We start from the raw sequence: 16,763 nt of genomic DNA, 5'->3' as shown, positions 1-16,763 counted from the left end.
GCTGAGTCGAATTCTTGAGGCGATTTCATGAGCGAGAAAAAGCGCGGGTTTCTGGGTCGCCTCTTCGGCGGCAAGGAGACAGCGGACGGCCAGGAGCCGCCGGTAGCTGAAACGGCTGCGGCTGAGACTGACGCTTCTGAATCCGCCGCGGATGCCCCCGAACTCGATGTGGAAATGGACGTCAGGCCGGCAGCGGCGGTAAATGACCCCTTCCGGCCGATTCATCTGGACGCGACTCTCGGGCATTTGCCGGACGTGCCGCCGTCTGTTCCGGTCACTATCGACGAACCGGTCTCGACCGATCTGGCACCTGAACCCGTTGCCGCGCCAGACAATGAGCCAGGCACTGAACCGGGCAAGGAGCCGGGCGGCGAAGCAGCGCCGGATCCTGTCCCCGCGATGGAGGAACCTAAAATCTCCTGGGTGCAGCGGCTGAAGAAGGGCCTTTCCCGGTCCTCATCGTCGCTGACGGAGGGAATTTCGTCGATTTTCACCAAGCGCAAGCTGGATGCCTCCATGCTGGAGGAACTGGAAGATGTGCTGATCCAGGCGGATCTCGGTGTCGATACGGCGATGGCGATCACGGAACGGCTGTCACAAGGCCGGTTCGACAAGGAAATCTCGACAGATGAGGTGCGGGTCGTTCTCGCGGAGGAAGTCGAGAAGGTTCTGGAACCGGTGGCCCGGCCCCTGGACCTTTCCTCCGGCAAGAAGCCGCATGTGGTGCTGATGGTCGGTGTGAACGGCACGGGCAAGACCACCACCATCGGCAAGCTGTCGCAGAAACTGCGCTCGGAAGGCAAGAAGGTCATGATGGCGGCGGGAGACACCTTCCGTGCGGCCGCCGTTGAACAGCTCAGGATCTGGGCGGAGCGCACCGGCGCACTCGTTGTTGCGCGCGATACCGGCGCCGATGCGGCCGGCCTTGCCTATGATGCCATGAAGGAGGCCGTGGAAAAGGATATCGACGTTCTTCTGATCGACACCGCCGGTCGCCTGCAGAACCGGGCCGAACTGATGGATGAGCTGGAAAAGGTCATCCGCGTGATCCGCAAACTCGACCCGGTGGCACCGCATACGGTTCTTCTGACCCTGGACGCAACGACCGGCCAGAACGCCCTCAACCAGGTCGAGATCTTCGGCAAGGTCGCCGGTGTCACAGGTCTGGTGATGACCAAGCTCGACGGCACAGCGCGCGGTGGCATCCTGGTGGCGATTGCCGCCAAACACGGCCTGCCGGTGCATTTCATCGGTGTCGGAGAAGGGGTTGCCGATCTGGAAGCGTTTTCCGCAAAGGATTTCGCCGGTGCGATCGCCGGCATGGCCTGACGAATCCGGATCGAATTCGTCGTAGACTTGTGGGGGTTTGTTGAAAAAATCTTGAGGCCGGATGCCGATTGAACGGCTGGGAGAAAACCGGTGAATTTTTTGTTTAGCAGTCCGCCAGGCAATCTTGGGGCGGGTACGGGTAGGCGATCAGGCCAGTCCGATGAAGGACGGGTTCGCGTCGACGGCGACAACGAGGCCGATGAGATGGATGGCGTTGTGCATTTCTGTCTCCATGTTCCGAAAAGAGAACGTGCCAGCGGCAAATTGGTCCCACGGCTGCAGATTTTTTGTCGAAACAAGAAGAGCGGCGAATTTCAGCGGGTCAATGTGACCGGAAGTTGCTTTATTCGCCCGGTTCCCAACCCTCGGGAGCCATTTCAAAGCCTTCGAATTGGAACCCCGGTGCCACGGTGCAGCCAACGAGTGTCCAGGACCCGAGCGAGCGCGCCTGCTGCCAGGCGTCACGGGGAACCACGCCTTGCGGGCGCTGCCCGGCTGCAAGATCGTTCCCGACGGCAAGGACCTGTTTTGCCCGGCCGTCCGGGCTGATGGAGAGCTCCAGGGGAGCGCCTGCGTACCAATGCCAGGTCTCGACCGCATCGACCTTGTGCCAGCGGGAGAGCACGCCTTCCGGCAGCAGGAAGTAGATCAGCGTCGAGGCCGCGCGGCCGCTTTCGTCGGTCACCTCGTCGCGAAAGGTTTCGGCATAAAAGCCGCCCTCGGGATGAGGCTGCATCCGCAGAAGGGTGACAATCTGCTCGGCGGTCAAATCAGGGCTGACGGGCATCTGGCGTCCTTGAACCGGAGAGCGGGCTTCGGGTCGCGCTCCGCTCAGCTGGATTTGTTTTCGCTGCAAAAGGCGAGATCGTCAATGGTTTCGCGCAAGGCCGCGACCACTTCCTCGTAGATAAGCTGCATGTCCAGCTTGTGTCCGCCGCCCTGCTGAAGCGGGATGGGTTCGGCCTGGTTCACGATGCGACTTACCACGTCCTTTGCCCGTTGTTCGGCCGATCGCGAAAGATGATTTTCGCTGGTCGAAAGTGTCATGGCATCTGCCCCTTCATGATCACGATAACAGTGCATATGGGGGCAAAGACCGGGGTTTTAAGACTCAGGTTGCATAAAAGATGCCTGCGCGATCCGGATGAGAAAACCCGGCGACGATCAGGCGTTGTCCTTGCGGGTGCGGATTTCGGCGAAGATCTCGGCGGCGGACTTGCCTGTCATGCCAAGGGCCGCAGCCACGGAAGGCTCGGCAGCGCGCAAAAAAGGGTTGGTTGCTTTTTCCCGGCCTATCGTGGTTGGCAGTGTCGCGGCGTTTCTGGAGCGCAGTTCCGCGACTTCCTGCGCGCGTGCCTTCAGGTCTGCGTTTTCAGGTTCGATGGTCAGGGCGAATCTTGCATTGGCCTCGGTATATTCATGGCCGCAATAGATGACGGTGTCGTCCGGCAGTTTTCGGGCCAGCTTGGACAGCGACGACCACATCATCTCCATGTCGCCTTCAAAGACCCGTCCGCAACCCAGCGAAAACAACGTGTCCCCGGTATGGGCGAAGCTGATGGCCGGGATATGCCAGGAAATCTGGTCGAGCGTGTGTCCGGGTGTCGCGAGCGCCATCACCTCATAGGGACCGCACAACACGCCGTCTCCGTCCTCCACTGTGCGGTCGAGTTCGGCGATCTTCTGGCGGGAACGCTCCGGTCCGATCACCCGAGCCCCGGTTTTCTGTTTGAGTTCTCCAAGCCCCTGCACGTGATCCCAATGGTGATGGGTAATGAGAATATGGGTGAGTTTCCAGCCCTTTTCCTCAAGCGCGTCTTCGTAAGCGCCCGCATCGGGCACGTCGAACGCGATGGTCGTGCCGCTGTCCGTATCATGAAGGAGCACGCCGAAATTTGCCTCCAGGCAAGTGAACTGATGGATTTGGGTGGTGTCGTTCACGGCCATGAGAAGGCTCCTGCAATGGTTGGCGTATTGAAGCCTACACTGTCAAAGAGATGCCTGAAGGGCAAGGTGAGAGAGCTTGCGCTTTTGCCTCGTTCCCTGTTCAATCGCGACCGGCTGTAACCTCAAGGGCATGGATAGGTCCACGACCTGATGTATCTCGACGTCGTCCACCTGCGCGCTTTTTACGATTTGCCTCTTGGACGGCTGCTGCGGGGCCTGATCGGGACGCCTATCCGCAAGATGTGGCCCGACCTGAACGGGCAGAGCGTTCTGGGCATCGGTTACGCCGGACCGTTCATGCGCCCCTATCTCGACAAGGCCGAGCGGGTGATCGCGGCGATGCCTGCGCCACAGGGCGCCGTTCCCTGGCCCCGGGAAAGAAACAGCAGCGCCTGCGTGCTCGTCGAAGACGATGCCCTGCCGTTTCCCGATGCCTACTTCGACCGGATCATGCTGGTGCATGCGCTCGATCACTGTGCGGATCCGGCGGCTCTCCTGCGTGAGGCCTGGCGGGTACTCGCGCCCGGCGGGAGGCTGATTGCCGTGGTACCGAATCGGCGCGGGTTGTGGGCGCAGTCGGAGCTGTCGCCCTTCGGATACGGGCGACCGTATTCGGGCAGTCAGCTCAAGGAGCTTCTGAAGACCAGCCAGTTCAATGTCGTGCAGGACAGGGAAGCCCTGTTCATGCCGCCTTCAAGGGCCCGGTTCATTTTGCGGGCGGCGCGGACGTGGGAAGGAATCGGACGTCGCATCTGGCCCGCCTTCGGTGGCATATTGATCATGGAAGCGGAAAAACTGGTGTTCAAGAGCCTGCCGGCGGACGGCAAGAAGAGCCGGTTGAGGGTGCTGCGGCCTGTCTTCCTTCCCGAAGGCGTCGCCACCGGGCTGAAACCCGTCCGCGCCTTGCAGCAGCCGGCCGCGACCAAATCCTAATTGTCCACAGACCCTAGCGCTTCAGCAAAAAGACGGCCTGTTCGGCAACGATGTTCCAGACCCACCAGGGGGCGTTGACCGGAATCTTGTTGCCCTTGCCGCTCAGGGCGACCGCTTTGTCGACCTTGGCATCCAGTTCGTGGCAGAGCGCGACGAAATCCCTGAGCGAACAGAAATGAATGTTTGGCGTGTCGTACCATTCGTAGGGCAGATATTTGGTCACCGGCATGCTGCCGCGAAACAGAAGCTGCGCCCGGTTGCGCCAATGGGCGAAATTCGGAATCGAGACGATCACTTCCTTGCCGATGCGCAGAAGTTCACTCATCACCCGTTTCGGTTCGCGGGTCGCCTGCAGGGTCTGGCTGAGAATGACGACATCGAAGGCCCGGTCGGGATAGTCGGCCAGATCCGTGTCCGCATCCCCCTGGATGACAGAAAGACCGCGTGCGACGCAGCGGTTGACGCCTTCCTGGGAAAGCTCGATGCCGCGTCCGTCCACCTGCCGCTCCCGGGCAAGCAGATCGAGGAGCGCACCGTCTTCCGACCCGATGTCGAGCACGCGGGCGCCTTGCGGCACCAGGGAGGCCACCACCTTGTGATCGCTGCGGATCTCGCCGGGTCCGGTCTTTATCGGGGACAGGTTCATGGCCGTGTCTCCAGCTCTTCACCCGGTGCCGGAAGGCCCCGGGCGCGGGCCGCACCGGTTATGAAGCCGCCGATGGTCTGAAACATTTCCGGCACGTCCAGAAGAAAGGAATCGTGCCCGCGGTCGCTTTCGATCTCGACAAAGGAAACGTTCGCGGCGGCGGCGTTCAGGGCTTTGACGACCTGACGGCTTTCGGATGTCGGAAACAGCCAGTCGGACGTGAAGGACATGACGCAGAAACGGGTCCTGGTGTCCTTGAAGGCATTCGCCAGCGATCCGCCGAATTCCTGGGCCAGGTCGAAGTAGTCCATGGCGCGTGTCACATAGAGATAGGAATTCGCGTCAAAGCGGTCGACGAACGTCATGCCCTGATGGCGCAGGTAGCTCTCGATCTGGAAATCGGCGTCGAACCCGAATGTCAGGTGGTCCCGGTCCTGCAGGTTGCGGCCGAATTTCTGATGCAGGGACTCGTCGGACATATAGGTGACGTGGGCCGCCATGCGCGCGATGGCGAGGCCTTTGGTCGGGCGGACGCCTTCCCGTATGTAGCTGCCGGCGCGCCAGTCCGGGTCGGCCATGATCGCCTGACGGCCGACCTCGTGAAAAGCGATGTTCTGTGAAGTATGGCGGGCGGCCGCGGCAATCGGCACGGCGGCAAAGACCCGCTCCGGATAGCTCACCGCCCATTGCAGCACCTGCATGCCGCCCATGGACCCGCCGATCGCCGCGAACAGTGTGTCTATTTCCAGATAATCCAGCAGCCGCGCCTGGGCACGGACCATGTCACGAATCGTGACCACCGGAAGATCCAGTCCGTAAGGCGCGCCGGTCTCCGGGTTCTGGGTCGCCGGGCCGGTCGTGCCAAGACAGCCGCCCAGCACGTTGGCGCAGATGACGAAATAGTGGTTTGTGTCAATCGATCGGCCGGGACCGACCATAAGGCTCCACCAACCGGGCTTGCCGGTCACCGGATTGGTCGACGCGGCATACTGGTCACCGGTCAGTGCATGACAGACCATGACGGCGTTGGTCTTGTCGGCATTAAGCTCGCCATAGGTCTCATAGGCGATCTGCCAGGGCCCGAGCCTGACACCTGAATCCAGCTCCAGCGCCTCGTCCGCCGAAAAGCGCACAAGCTTGCTGGAAGGTGTTTCGACTTCGCTCGCCTTGAGATCTTCGGTGGCAGCGGAATTGGCTTTGTCGGCGGACATGTTTTTTTGAATTTGCTCTTTATCGTTCCGGGCGGGTTTCCTGACCGATTGCAAAGATCCGGGCCTGACGGCTGCGCCAGCCAGACTGGCGACCTAGCCGCGCGAAGTCGCCGGAGTCAATGTTTTCTTTTGCGTTCGAACGATCACATGCCTATGACTATCCGCCGCTGAACTGAAAAAGAAGGCCGGAGCCTCACATGTCTCAAATGCCGGACAGCGGACGGGCGCTGGACGATCTGCGGAACCGCATCGATGCTATCGACGCGCGCATTCATGCTTCTTTGATGGAGCGCGCGCAAGCCGAAGCCGGGATCGCTGCCGCTTCTGTTTCCGCAGGTGGAACCGCTGCCCTGTTTCATCCCGAACGTGAAGCGGACATGATGCGCCAGATGGTGGAGCGGCACGAGGGTGATCTGCCGCTGGTGACCGTGGAGCATCTGTGGCGTGACATTATCTGCGCATGCACCAATCTTCAGTCGCAGGCGGCCGTGCATCTGGATGGCAGCGCCGAACTGATCGACATGCTGGATCTGGCCCGATTCTACTTCGGGTTTTCGGTTGAACTGGTTCCCGGCAGCGATGCGGTCGATGTTGTCGGTGCCGTCGCCGCCTCAAAGGGCGATCTGGGCCTTGTCGCGCTGACCGACCGCGCGGAGATACCCTGGTGGCGGGAACTGGGCGAGGCCGGGGCCCTGGTGCGGGCGCGGCTTCCTTTCCTGGTTCTGGACGAAAGACCTGCGGATCTTCCGGCGCTGGTCCTCGCTCAGGCGGACGGTCTGGTCGAGACGGCGGATATCGCCGTTTACGACGCACGCTGGACGGATCTACTGCCCGGCAAGCTGATGGACCAGGGTATCGAGGTGTTGAGTTTCTTCCGCTCCGCCAGTGGCGTCGACGCGTTGATCGCGATCTCGGCGGATGTGACGGAAGAAGATGTTTACAAGGCCTGCGCCGCGGCGGGGGCTGAACCCAACGTCTTGAGACGTGTGGGCGGATACGCTGCGCCGATCGACGGAAACGGCGATCCGGACGAGACATTCGAGCCGGAAGGTGACGCAGGATTAGTGAAAGAGGGCGTTCTGAAATGAACGACATGGCAACAGTGACACAAGCCGAAGAAACGGCGACGCGGCGTCCCCGGCCGAGAGCGGGGGTTCTGGATATCGCGGCCTATGTGCCCGGAAAGTCCAAAGGTTCGCACGGCAAAACCGTGCACAAGCTTTCGTCCAACGAGACACCCCTTGGATCCAGTGCAGCGGCCAGGGCGGCCATCGAGGATGTTGCGCGGCATCTGGAACTCTACCCGGATGGAGCCGCGTCCGAACTGCGGGCGGCCATTGGCGACGTCTACGGGCTTAATCCGGATCGGATCATCTGCGGCGCCGGATCGGATGAGGTGCTTAGCATGCTCGCCTACGGTTATCTCGGGCCGGGGGATGAGGCGATTTATTGCGAACACGGCTTTCTGGTTTACGATATAGCCATCCGGGCCGCGGGAGCGACCCCTGTGGTTGCCCCGGAAAGCAACCTGACGACGGATGTCGACGCGATCCTTGCCCGGGTGACGGAAAAGACACGAATGGTGTTCATCGCCAACCCGAACAATCCCACAGGCACCTATCTGCCTTTCGCGGAAGTCAGACGCCTGCATGAAGGCCTGCCTGCCGACGTGCTGCTGGTGCTGGATGCAGCCTATGGAGAGTATGTTCGCCGCAACGACTATGAAAGCGGCATCGAACTTGCCGCGACCGACGACAACGTCTTCATGACCCGAACCTTTTCGAAGATCTACGGGCTTGCCAATCTGCGCCTCGGCTGGGGGTTCGGCCCGGCGCACGTCATCGATGCTCTCAATCGCATCCGGGGGCCGTTCAACGTCTCCGGCGTGGCTATTGCTGCCGGCATTGAAGCCGTCAGTGATCGTGAGTTTGTGGAACTCGCCGTGGATCATAACGAAAAATGGCTTCCCTGGCTGACATCGGAGCTGGAGGCGCTCGGCCTGACGGTTACTCCGAGCGTCGGCAATTTCGTGCTGATCCACTTCCCGGACGAAGACGGCAAGCGGGCGGTGGACGCGGATGGCTATCTCCTGGAGCGCGGCTGCGTGTTGCGTCTTGTCGGAAACTACGGCCTGCCGAATGCCCTGCGCATGTCCGTCGGATCGGAAGACGCCAACCGGACCGTTGTCGCGCATCTGAAAGACTTCCTGGGATCAGCCTGAAAGCAATACGAGACACAATGACCGGTACCCCCCTCTTTGAACGTATGGCCCTGATCGGGATCGGACTGATCGGTTCTTCCCTTGCGCAGGCCGCCCGCGAGCGTGGCCTGGTCGGGGAAATCGCGATTTCCACACGGTCACCTGAAACCCTGCGGAGAGCCGAGGAACTGAACCTCGGGGACATCTACTGCCTGGACGCCGCCGTTGCGGTGGAAGATGCCGACCTGGTTATTCTATGCGTGCCGGTGGGGGCGAATGAAGCCGTAGCGAAATGGATCGCGCCGGCCCTCAAGAAGGGCGCCATCCTTACGGATGTCGGCTCGACCAAGGGTTCGGTGATGGAGCAGGTCAACCCACATGTGCCCGATGGCGTGCATTTCATCCCAGGGCACCCGATCGCCGGGACGGAACAATCCGGTCCGGACGCCGGATTCGCCTCGCTGTTCGATCAACGCTGGTGCATCCTGACACCGCCGGCCGGCGTCAATGAGCAGGCGCTGGAGAAGCTGGCCGCCTTCTGGCGCGGATGTGGCTCCGACGTCGATCAGATGGACGCCAAGCATCACGATCTGGTGCTGGCCATCGTCTCGCATCTTCCGCATCTGATCGCCTACAACATCGTCGGCACGGCGGACGATCTGGAAACCGTCACCAAATCGGAAGTGATCAAATATTCCGCATCGGGCTTTCGTGACTTTACCCGTCTTGCGGCCTCCGACCCGACCATGTGGCGGGATGTCTGCCTGAACAACAGGGACGCGATCCTGGAGATGCTGTCGCGGTTTTCCGAGGACCTGTCCGCCATGCAGAGGGCCATCCGCTGGGGTGACGGAGAAATGCTGTTCGATCTCTTCACCCGCACCCGGGGCATCCGCCGGTCGATCATCGAGGCCGGTCAGGAAACCGACGCGCCGGACTTCGGGCGGCACGCTAAGGACTGACCGACGGTCGGTCGAGATGTTGACAGAGTTGATTGTTCATCGGCGGCCGCTACCTGCTTCGGGCCTGCGCGCCGTATTGTTTGTCCCGGGGACTGTGTGTGAAGCGGCCTTGGAGACACACAACAGAGGCTCTGCGAACGAGCCGGCCCCGGCTCAGCGCTGCGCTAGGCCGGGGTGACAGCCGAGAGTGGTGCTCAGCCTCTTCTTCATTCAACTGAGTTGATGACGACCTGAAGGGGGGTCAGCAGCCTGGTTGGCCTTTGGTCAATTCGTGCGGTTGACGATGAATTCGGCGATGGCCGTCAGGGTCTGCGCCTTTGCGCCATAGGGCTTCAGCAGGGTTTCGGCTTCCTGCAGCAGACGGCCGAGTTCCTGCCGTGTTTGTTCCGCTCCCCACAGCCCGACCAGCGTCGCCTTGCCCGCTTCGGCGTCCTTGCCGGTTGCCTTGCCGGTTGCCTCCGGGCTTGCCTCGACATCGAGCAGATCGTCGGCCAATTGAAAAGCCAGCCCGATGACTTCGCCAAAGCGGGTCAGGCGATCGAGATCCTCGGGCGGTGCGCCCGCCAGCAGTCCACCGGCACGGCAGGCATAGCGCAACAGGGCACCGGTTTTCATCGATTGCAACTGGCGGATCTCAGCGTCGGTCCGCTGTCTGTGCTCCGATTCAAGGTCGAGCATCTGTCCGCCGGCCATGCCGCCGATGCCGGCGGCGCGCGCCAGGTCCCGGGAGAGGCGCAGGCGAATCGCGGCATCGGAATGCACGGCCTCTTCGGCGATCACGTCGAAGGCGAGCGTCAGCAGTGCGTCCCCGGCAAGGATGGCGGTCGCCTCGTCATAGGCCCTGTGTACCGTCGGCTGGCCGCGGCGCAGGTCGTCGTCGTCCATCGCGGGCAGATCGTCATGCACGAGCGAATAACAATGGATGAGTTCCAGGGCGCAGGCGGCCTTGAGCACGCCGTCATCTTCGCGGCCGAACAGTCCTGCTGTTTCCCATACGAGGATCGGACGCAGGCGTTTGCCGCCGTTGAGAGCGCCGTGTCGCATCGCTGCCACCAGCCGCGGCGGGCGGGCGGTTTCCCCGTCGGAGGCGGCATCGCTCAATACGCAATCCAGAACCGCTTCGATACGTTCGGCCCGCGTTGCAAGATGCCGTTTCAGGTCAAATGTCACCAATGTGCTCCAGAACGTCGATCGATAACTATTGCAAGGACCGGGTTTCCCTGAGACCAATTGCCTGTATCGTCAAGACTCGAATTTGAAAAAGACCGTTTGATTGTCCGTTTGGCACCTGGAAACCACTCTATTTGGAGATTTTTCTCATGAAATTGCTGTCTAGCCTGCTGCGATCCTTCATCAAGCGTGGGCAAATGCGCGTGATTGACGTCGCCGGTGCGGTGCATGAATTCGGGTCCGGGGAAGACGGGCCGACGGTCACGATCCGCCTGCATGACAAGGCGCTCTACAGATCGCTGTTCCTGAACCCGGAGCTGGCGGCCGGTGAAGCCTATATGGACGGCACGCTTACCATGGAGGAGGGGTCCACCTGCTACGACTTCATGTTCCTGTTCTCCATCAACAGGGCGCCGCTCGGAGCCAATCCGGTTCAGGGGATGCTGCGCAAGGGCTGGAAGCTCTTCAGACGGCATCAGCAGAAGAACAATGTGGAGCGGGCGAAGTCCCAGGCCCGGCACCACTATGACCTTTCGACCGATCTCTACAGACTGTTCCTGGACGAAGGGCTCAACTACAGCTGCGCCTATTATTCGAATCCGGATGACTCACTGGAGACGGCCCAGGCGGCGAAGCTGACCCATCTTGTGGCCAAGCTCGACCTCAAGCCTGACATGGAGGTGCTCGAGATCGGTGGTGGCTGGGGATCCCTGGCAATCCGTATGGCCGAGGCCGGGGCGCGGGTCACTTCGTTGAACGTGTCTCCCGAGCAGGTGAAAATCGCCGAGGAGCGCGTCCGGGCGGCCGGCCTTGAGGATCGTGTCACTTTCGTGCTGAAGGACTACAGGGAATTCGAGGGCCAGTTCGACCGGATTGTTTCGGTCGGTATGATGGAACATGTCGGCATCGGTCATCTGGACGCCTACTTCGGCCAGATCCGTGGCTGTCTGACGCAAAACGGCTATGCGGTCGTGCATTCCATCGGACGCATGACGCCGCCGGGGACCACAGGTCCTTTTATCCGCAAACATATTTTTCCCGGGGGCTACGTGCCGGCCCTGTCGGAAGTCTTTGCATCGACCGAGCGGCTTGGACTATGGGTCTGCGATGCGGAAATCCTGCGGCTGCACTACTATTACACCATTCGTGACTGGCGCCGGCGTTTCGAGGACAACCGCGCGGCGGCCGCGGATCTCTACGATGAAACCTTCTGCCGGATGTGGGAATTTTACCTCTGTGCGGTCGAATTGGGTTTCCTGCACGGATCCAATATGGTCTTCCAGCTTCTGCTGTCAAAAGAACGCGATGCCGTGCCGGTTGTCCGGGATTTCATCGTCGACAACGAACGGGACTTGAATGGCGAAGGTTAAGCCGGCGAAAGGTGGAGCATCGGGGGCTGGCCGGAGATCCGGCCGCAATCGCGGTCTGTGGAAATCCCTCCGCATCCGGATCCTCCAGATATTCCTCGTCCTGGTCCTGCTGCCGCCGGTCCTGACGGTGATCTATTCGGTGGTGCCGCCGGTGAGCACGCTGATGCTCGGCCGCTACATTCAGTTTCTCTGGGTCGACCGGCAATGGGTGCCCCTCGACCAGATTTCACCCAACCTGATAAAGTCCGTGATTACCTCCGAGGACAGCGGGTTTTGTGAAAATCACGGGGTGGAATGGGATGCCTTGCAGGATCAGGTCGAGGCCTTGAGCGAGGGAGAAAAGCCGCGCGGGGCCAGCACTTTGACCATGCAGACGGCGAAAAACCTGTTTCTCTGGGGCGACCGCTCCTATTTCCGCAAGGCTCTGGAACTGCCGCTGGCGCTGACGCTCAATGCCATTCTTTCCAAGAAGCGTGTCCTGGAAATCTATCTGAACATTGCCGAATGGGGCGAGGGTATTTTCGGTGCGGAGGCGGCTGCCCAGGCCTGGTTCGGTAAACCGGCAAAGGATCTCACGCGGGTGGAGGCGGCCCGGCTTGCGACGGCGCTTCCCAATCCGCTCGCCCGGAATTCTGCTAAGCCGGCGCCCGGGCACCGGCGGCTGGCCGCGACCAATCTTGCCAGGGTCACCGCGGCAGGGCCGATTTTCGGGTGCGTCCTGTAGAAATAGAGCGATGGTTTCGACCATCAAAACGGCTTGTTTGCTTGGGAAAAAGAATTTTTTGTCTTTGGGGTGGCAAAACACCGGCGTTGCCTGTATAACGCCGCCCATTCCAACACGTTGCGTGCTACCACGCCCCGGGCAACCCGGTCCGGGCCGCGCGGTTATGGACCACGGAGAAAAACAAAATGGCCGTTCCAAAGAGAAAAACGTCGCGTTCCAAGCGCGGTTTTCGTCGTTCCACGGACGCCCTGAAGCAGCCGACTTACGTCGAGGACAAGGATTCGGGCGAACTTCGCCGTCCGCATCACGTTGACCTGAAGACCGGCATGTACCGGGGCCGTCAGATCCTGACTGCGAAAGAAGAGGCGTAAAGCCCCGACTTTTTCGTTCCGGATCGCCGCATGGCACAACAGGATTGAGGCTGGCTTGCACGACAGGCCGGCCTTTTTCTTGCGCGGGGCGCTTCAGGATGAGCGTTCCCTCCGATCCATGAATGACAGAACGTCTTGAATTGGCCCTCAAGATCGTGTCAGCTCCCGCCATTCCGCCCAATCGGGGTCCATTCATTCCGGGAGCCGCCGCATGCGTCTTTTCTCCGCCATTCCTTTCACGCTGTTCGCGCTTCTGATCTACAACGGGTTCGCCTTCACGGCGGGTGCGGCCGATCCTGCCTTCTGGACCCGGCCCGTGATCAATATCGGGATGGTCTCCGGCGCGACTTTCGAGCTACTGGCCAGCGACCTGCTTATTACCGCCGGCCTGTTCTTTCTGTTCATAGAAATTCTGAAAGCCACGCGCATCGGTACGACGGCTCTGCTCGACCACATGTTCTCGGTTCTGGTTTTTGTTGCCTATCTGGTGGAGTTCCTGGTGGTGCAGGAGGCCGCGACATCCGTGTTCTTCATCCTGATGGCGATTGCCCTGATTGACGTGATCGCCGGCTTTTCCATCTCCATCACCGGTGCCCGGCGGGACGTGTCCTTCGGGCATGGGGACATGCATTAGTGCCTGTCGCGTTAAATTGAATTCAGGAACCCACCCGAACGCATTTGCAATGCAAATGCTGCCTTGGGCGTTTTCCAGAATAGGTGAACCCGTCTAAACGCGACACGCTTTAAAACCCGAACGTTGTAGTCAAGGGTTCCCAATTGAAAAAGTATGGAAGGCGGCCGCTTCAAGCGTCGCCGGATTTCTCCGGAAGCGCGTATTTCTGAATCAGCGGAAGTTGGGTCAGGGTGAAGAGAAGGGTGATCGGCAGGATGCCAAAAACCTTGAAGCTGACCCAGAAGTCGGTCGAGAAGCTGCGCCAGACAATCTCATTGATTGCGGCCAGCACGAAAAAGAATATGCCCCAGCGGAATGTCAGCTTGCGCCAGCCCTCGTCGGTCAGCTGGAAGGCGCTGTCGAACACATAACCGAGAAGGGCTTTGCCAAACAGCAGGCCGCCCAGGAGGATGGAGCCGAACAGGCAATTGACGATGGTCGGCTTCAGCTTGATGAACAGGTCATCGTGGAGCCAGAGCGTCAGGGCTCCGAACACCAGCACGACGACGCCGGACACCAGCGGCATGATCGGCAGGCGCCTGGTCAACAACAACGACACGACGAGAGAGATTGTGATCGCCACCATGAAGGCGGCGGTTGCCAGGAAAATCGGCTTGCCGATGGCTTGCAGCGCAGGAAACGCGGCCGCGATCTGCTCGCCCCTGGCATTGAACAGGAAGAATACCCCGAGCGGACCGAGTTCCAGCGCCAGCTTCAGAAGCGGAGCCATTTCCTTGCGGGTCGGATCGTTCGGGCCGTGTTCAAATTCCATCTTGGTGTCTCATCCGGTTGCTGGATTTCACTGCACCGGACATAGGTGATGCCATGTGCCGGGGTCAAGCTTTGTGGTCCGGATCCGGACTGGTGCCTGTCTATTCACGGGCCCCGCCGGTTCTGCCGCCCATAAAAAAGGCGCCCGGACGGGGCGCCTTTTCGAGCTGTCTTCGCAACCGTTCAGCCGTTGGCGATGTACTGGCCACCGTTGATGGTCATGACGGCGCCGGTCATGAAGGCGGCCGCGTCGGACGCGAGGTAAACCACCGTCTGGGCGATTTCCTCCGGATGGCCAAGACGGCCTACCGGGATGTTGGCGACGATCGATTCAAGCACCTTTTCCGGCATGGCCGCGACCATGTCGGTGTTGATGTAGCCCGGGCAGATGCAGTTGACGGTAATGCCCTTGAAGGCATTTTCCTGTGCCAGCGCCTTGGTGAAACCTATCACGCCCGCCTTGGCGGCGGAATAATTGGTCTGGCCCATCTGGCCTTTCTGGCCGTTGATGGACGAAATGTTGATGATGCGTCCGGCGCTGCGGCCGCGCATGCCGTTGATCACCGGATGCGTCATGGTGAACATGCTGTCGAGGTTGGTCGACAGAACCGCGCGCCACTGTTCGAAATCCATCTTGTGGAACATGCCGTCGCGAGTGATGCCGGCATTGTTGACGAGAACTTCGACGGGACCCAGATCCGCTTCCACCTTGGCCACGCCTGCCGCGCAGGCCTCAGGATCGCCAACATCCCATTTGTATACGTGAATGCCGGTTTCGGCCTTGAAGGCCTCCGCTTTTTCGGTGTTGCCGGCATAGGTGGCCGCCACAGTGTAGCCTGCGTCCTTCAGGCCACGCGAAATAGCTTCGCCGATGCCCCGTGTCCCACCAGTGACCAATGCGACCTTGCTCATTCCCTTCCTCCTCAACTTCCGGTTCGGACCCTCTGACCAACTTGCCTTCATGTAAAGCCACATGAAAGTGGCATTGATCGATTTCACCCTTCTTGAGCCACCTGTCCGCGTTGCTGGATAGCTGCCAGAGCTTGACTGCCAGGTTGTGCCTGACTTCTGTTCTTGAGACATGGCCGGGGGAACCCGGCCATGACCCACGTCAATTCGATCAGCGAAAGTTCATTCGATTCCGATTGAACCTCCGGTGTTTCAGCCGATCATCTTTCCAGACACATGGCGACACCCATGCCGCCGCCGATGCACAGGGTCGCGAGACCTTTCTTGGCGTCGCGCCGGCCCATCTCGTGTGTCAGAGTTGTGAGGATGCGGGCTCCGGACGCGCCGATCGGATGGCCGATGGCGATCGCGCCGCCATTGACGTTGACGATGTCCGGGTTCCAGCCCATGTCCTTGTTGACGGCGCATGCCTGCGCGGCGAAGGCTTCGTTGGCTTCGACAAGATCAAGATCGGCGGCCGACCAGCCGGCCTTTTCCAGTGCTTTGCGGGAAGACGGGATCGGGCCGGAGCCCATGATTGCAGGGTCGACGCCGGCGGTTGCCCAGGAGGCGATGCGGGCGAGCGGGGTAAGGCCGCGCTTTTCCGCTTCTGCCGCGCTCATGACCACCAGCGCAGCGGCGCCGTCGTTAAGGCCGGAAGCGTTCCCCGCGGTGACCGATCCTTCCTTGCTGAAGGCCGGGCGGAGCTTGGCAACACTCTCGAGCGTGACGCCATGACGGATGTACTCATCGTCCTCGACCACACGCTCGGCCCGGCGTTCGGTGACGGTGACCGGCGTGATCTCGTCCTTGAACTTGCCGGCCTTCTGGGCGGCTTCGGCCTTGTTCTGGGATGCGACGGCGAATTCGTCCTGCTGCTCGCGGTTGATCTGCCACTTCTGGGCGACATTCTCGGCGGTCTGGCCCATGTGGTAGCCATTGAAGGCATCCCAGAGGCCGTCCTTGATCATGGTGTCGATCATCTTGTAGTCGCCCATTTTGTGACCGGCGCGCATATGGGCGCAGTGCGGGGACATCGACATGTTTTCCTGACCACCGGCCATCATGATCGTGGCGTCGCCGGCCATGATCTGCTGCGCGGCGATTGCGACGGTGCGCAGGCCGGAGCCGCACACCTGGTTGAGCGTCCATGCCGAGGCGCTGTCGGGGATGCCGGCATGGATGGCCGCCTGGCGTGCCGGGTTCTGTCCCTGCCCTGCCGTCAGCACCTGACCGAAGACGACTTCGTCGATGTCGCCTGCTTCAATGCCAGCCTTTTCCAGGGCGGCTTTCATGACGGCGGCACCCAGATCATGCGCCGGTGTGTTTGCATAAGCTCCATTGAAGGACCCGACAGGCGTGCGGGTCGCGCTGACAATGACAATATCGGTGGAAGCGCTCATCATACTCTCCAGAACTTGAGGTCTATTGGCCGCAGCAGACTGGTTGCTCTGCGGAAACTTGTGACCCTTGACGATGCATGGACTAGAAACCGCACCAGCATTCGT

The 16,763-nt window shown here is 60.8% G+C and carries 18 protein-coding genes; 9 read left to right on the top strand and 9 right to left on the bottom strand.

Annotation, left to right across the window (positions count from 1 at the left end; genetic code table 11):
• Positions 1-27: 27 nt before the first annotated feature.
• Positions 28-1,329 carry a signal recognition particle-docking protein FtsY gene (gene ftsY, locus OA90_RS05375; RefSeq protein WP_068408275.1) on the top strand — a complete coding sequence of 434 codons (1,302 nt, stop codon included), beginning with the start codon at positions 28-30 and terminating at the stop codon, positions 1,327-1,329.
• 343 nt (positions 1,330-1,672) lie between these two features.
• Here ftsY and OA90_RS05370 read toward each other — a convergent pair whose 3' ends face one another.
• The 3 genes from OA90_RS05370 to gloB all read right to left on the bottom strand — a co-directional run bounded on the left by OA90_RS05370 (position 1,673) and on the right by gloB (position 3,276).
• Entirely contained in the window at positions 1,673-2,116 is a 444-nt protein-coding gene (locus OA90_RS05370) for a cupin domain-containing protein (protein WP_068408273.1), read from the bottom strand.
• Positions 2,117-2,160: 44 nt separating this feature from the next.
• Positions 2,161-2,376, bottom strand: coding sequence for a hypothetical protein (locus OA90_RS05365; RefSeq protein ID WP_068408272.1), 216 nt, complete (start codon positions 2,374-2,376; stop codon positions 2,161-2,163).
• Positions 2,377-2,493: 117 nt separating this feature from the next.
• The gene (gene gloB / locus OA90_RS05360) at positions 2,494-3,276 is read right to left on the bottom strand and encodes a hydroxyacylglutathione hydrolase (protein ID WP_068408270.1); all 783 of its coding nucleotides are present in this window, start codon (positions 3,274-3,276) and stop codon (positions 2,494-2,496) included.
• A gap of 150 nt (positions 3,277-3,426) precedes the next feature.
• Between gloB and OA90_RS05355 the strand changes: the two genes are divergently transcribed.
• Positions 3,427-4,209 carry a class I SAM-dependent methyltransferase gene (locus tag OA90_RS05355; protein ID WP_068408269.1) on the top strand — a complete coding sequence of 261 codons (783 nt, stop codon included), beginning with the start codon at positions 3,427-3,429 and terminating at the stop codon, positions 4,207-4,209.
• 13 nt (positions 4,210-4,222) lie between these two features.
• On the opposite strand, the gene metW is transcribed toward OA90_RS05355, so the two are convergent.
• Complete coding sequence (metW, locus tag OA90_RS05350; RefSeq protein ID WP_068408267.1) at positions 4,223-4,855, bottom strand: methionine biosynthesis protein MetW; 633 nt, start codon at positions 4,853-4,855, stop codon at positions 4,223-4,225.
• The gene (locus OA90_RS05345; RefSeq protein ID WP_068408265.1) at positions 4,852-6,066 is read right to left on the bottom strand and encodes a homoserine O-acetyltransferase; all 1,215 of its coding nucleotides are present in this window, start codon (positions 6,064-6,066) and stop codon (positions 4,852-4,854) included. The genes metW and OA90_RS05345 overlap by 4 nt, the downstream gene beginning before the upstream one ends.
• 197 nt (positions 6,067-6,263) lie before the next feature.
• Here OA90_RS05345 and OA90_RS05340 point away from each other — a divergent pair, with 197 nt between their 5' ends.
• Genes OA90_RS05340 through OA90_RS05330 form a run of 3 tightly spaced genes read left to right on the top strand, consistent with a single transcriptional unit; the run spans position 6,264 to position 9,228 of the window.
• Positions 6,264-7,154, top strand: a complete 891-nt coding sequence (locus tag OA90_RS05340) for a chorismate mutase (protein ID WP_068408263.1) — start codon at positions 6,264-6,266, stop codon at positions 7,152-7,154.
• On the top strand, positions 7,151-8,287 hold the full coding sequence (locus OA90_RS05335; RefSeq protein WP_068408261.1) for a histidinol-phosphate transaminase: 1,137 nt from the start codon (positions 7,151-7,153) through the stop codon (positions 8,285-8,287). Before OA90_RS05340 ends, OA90_RS05335 begins: the two co-directional genes overlap by 4 nt.
• 17 nt (positions 8,288-8,304) lie before the next feature.
• Positions 8,305-9,228, top strand: a complete 924-nt coding sequence (locus tag OA90_RS05330; RefSeq protein WP_068408259.1) for a prephenate/arogenate dehydrogenase family protein — start codon at positions 8,305-8,307, stop codon at positions 9,226-9,228.
• Positions 9,229-9,492: 264 nt separating this feature from the next.
• Here the strand turns inward: OA90_RS05330 and OA90_RS05325 are convergent, their stop codons facing one another.
• A complete protein-coding gene (locus OA90_RS05325; RefSeq protein WP_068408747.1) occupies positions 9,493-10,398 on the bottom strand; it encodes a polyprenyl synthetase family protein in 906 nt (301 codons plus the stop codon).
• Positions 10,399-10,547: 149 nt separating this feature from the next.
• Between OA90_RS05325 and OA90_RS05320 the strand changes: the two genes are divergently transcribed.
• The 4 genes from OA90_RS05320 (at position 10,548) to OA90_RS05305 (ending at position 13,497) form a co-directional block, all read left to right on the top strand.
• Entirely contained in the window at positions 10,548-11,768 is a 1,221-nt protein-coding gene (locus OA90_RS05320) for a cyclopropane-fatty-acyl-phospholipid synthase family protein (RefSeq protein WP_068408743.1), read from the top strand.
• Entirely contained in the window at positions 11,755-12,492 is a 738-nt protein-coding gene (gene mtgA / locus OA90_RS05315) for a monofunctional biosynthetic peptidoglycan transglycosylase (RefSeq protein WP_082836858.1), read from the top strand. Before OA90_RS05320 ends, mtgA begins: the two co-directional genes overlap by 14 nt.
• A 185-nt stretch (positions 12,493-12,677) precedes the next feature.
• Positions 12,678-12,863 (top strand): 50S ribosomal protein L32, encoded by a 186-nt coding sequence (rpmF, locus tag OA90_RS05310; protein WP_068408258.1) that lies wholly within the window; start codon positions 12,678-12,680, stop codon positions 12,861-12,863.
• A 211-nt stretch (positions 12,864-13,074) separates the two neighbouring features.
• Positions 13,075-13,497: a hypothetical protein gene (locus OA90_RS05305; RefSeq protein WP_068408256.1), complete on the top strand. Its 423-nt coding sequence runs from the start codon at positions 13,075-13,077 to the stop codon at positions 13,495-13,497.
• A gap of 169 nt (positions 13,498-13,666) precedes the next feature.
• On the opposite strand, the gene OA90_RS05300 is transcribed toward OA90_RS05305, so the two are convergent.
• The 3 genes from OA90_RS05300 to OA90_RS05290 form a co-directional block, all read right to left on the bottom strand.
• Positions 13,667-14,308 carry a septation protein A gene (locus OA90_RS05300; RefSeq protein WP_068408254.1) on the bottom strand — a complete coding sequence of 214 codons (642 nt, stop codon included), beginning with the start codon at positions 14,306-14,308 and terminating at the stop codon, positions 13,667-13,669.
• Positions 14,309-14,490: 182 nt separating this feature from the next.
• Positions 14,491-15,219 (bottom strand): acetoacetyl-CoA reductase, encoded by a 729-nt coding sequence (phbB, locus tag OA90_RS05295; RefSeq protein ID WP_068408252.1) that lies wholly within the window; start codon positions 15,217-15,219, stop codon positions 14,491-14,493.
• A 257-nt stretch (positions 15,220-15,476) separates the two neighbouring features.
• The gene (locus OA90_RS05290; protein WP_068408250.1) at positions 15,477-16,658 is read right to left on the bottom strand and encodes an acetyl-CoA C-acetyltransferase; all 1,182 of its coding nucleotides are present in this window, start codon (positions 16,656-16,658) and stop codon (positions 15,477-15,479) included.
• Positions 16,659-16,763: the final 105 nt, after the last annotated feature.

It is taken from the genome of Labrenzia sp. OB1, assembly GCF_001624695.1.
Classification (GTDB): domain Bacteria; phylum Pseudomonadota; class Alphaproteobacteria; order Rhizobiales; family Stappiaceae; genus Roseibium.
This window is presented reverse-complemented; position numbering and strand designations above follow the sequence as displayed.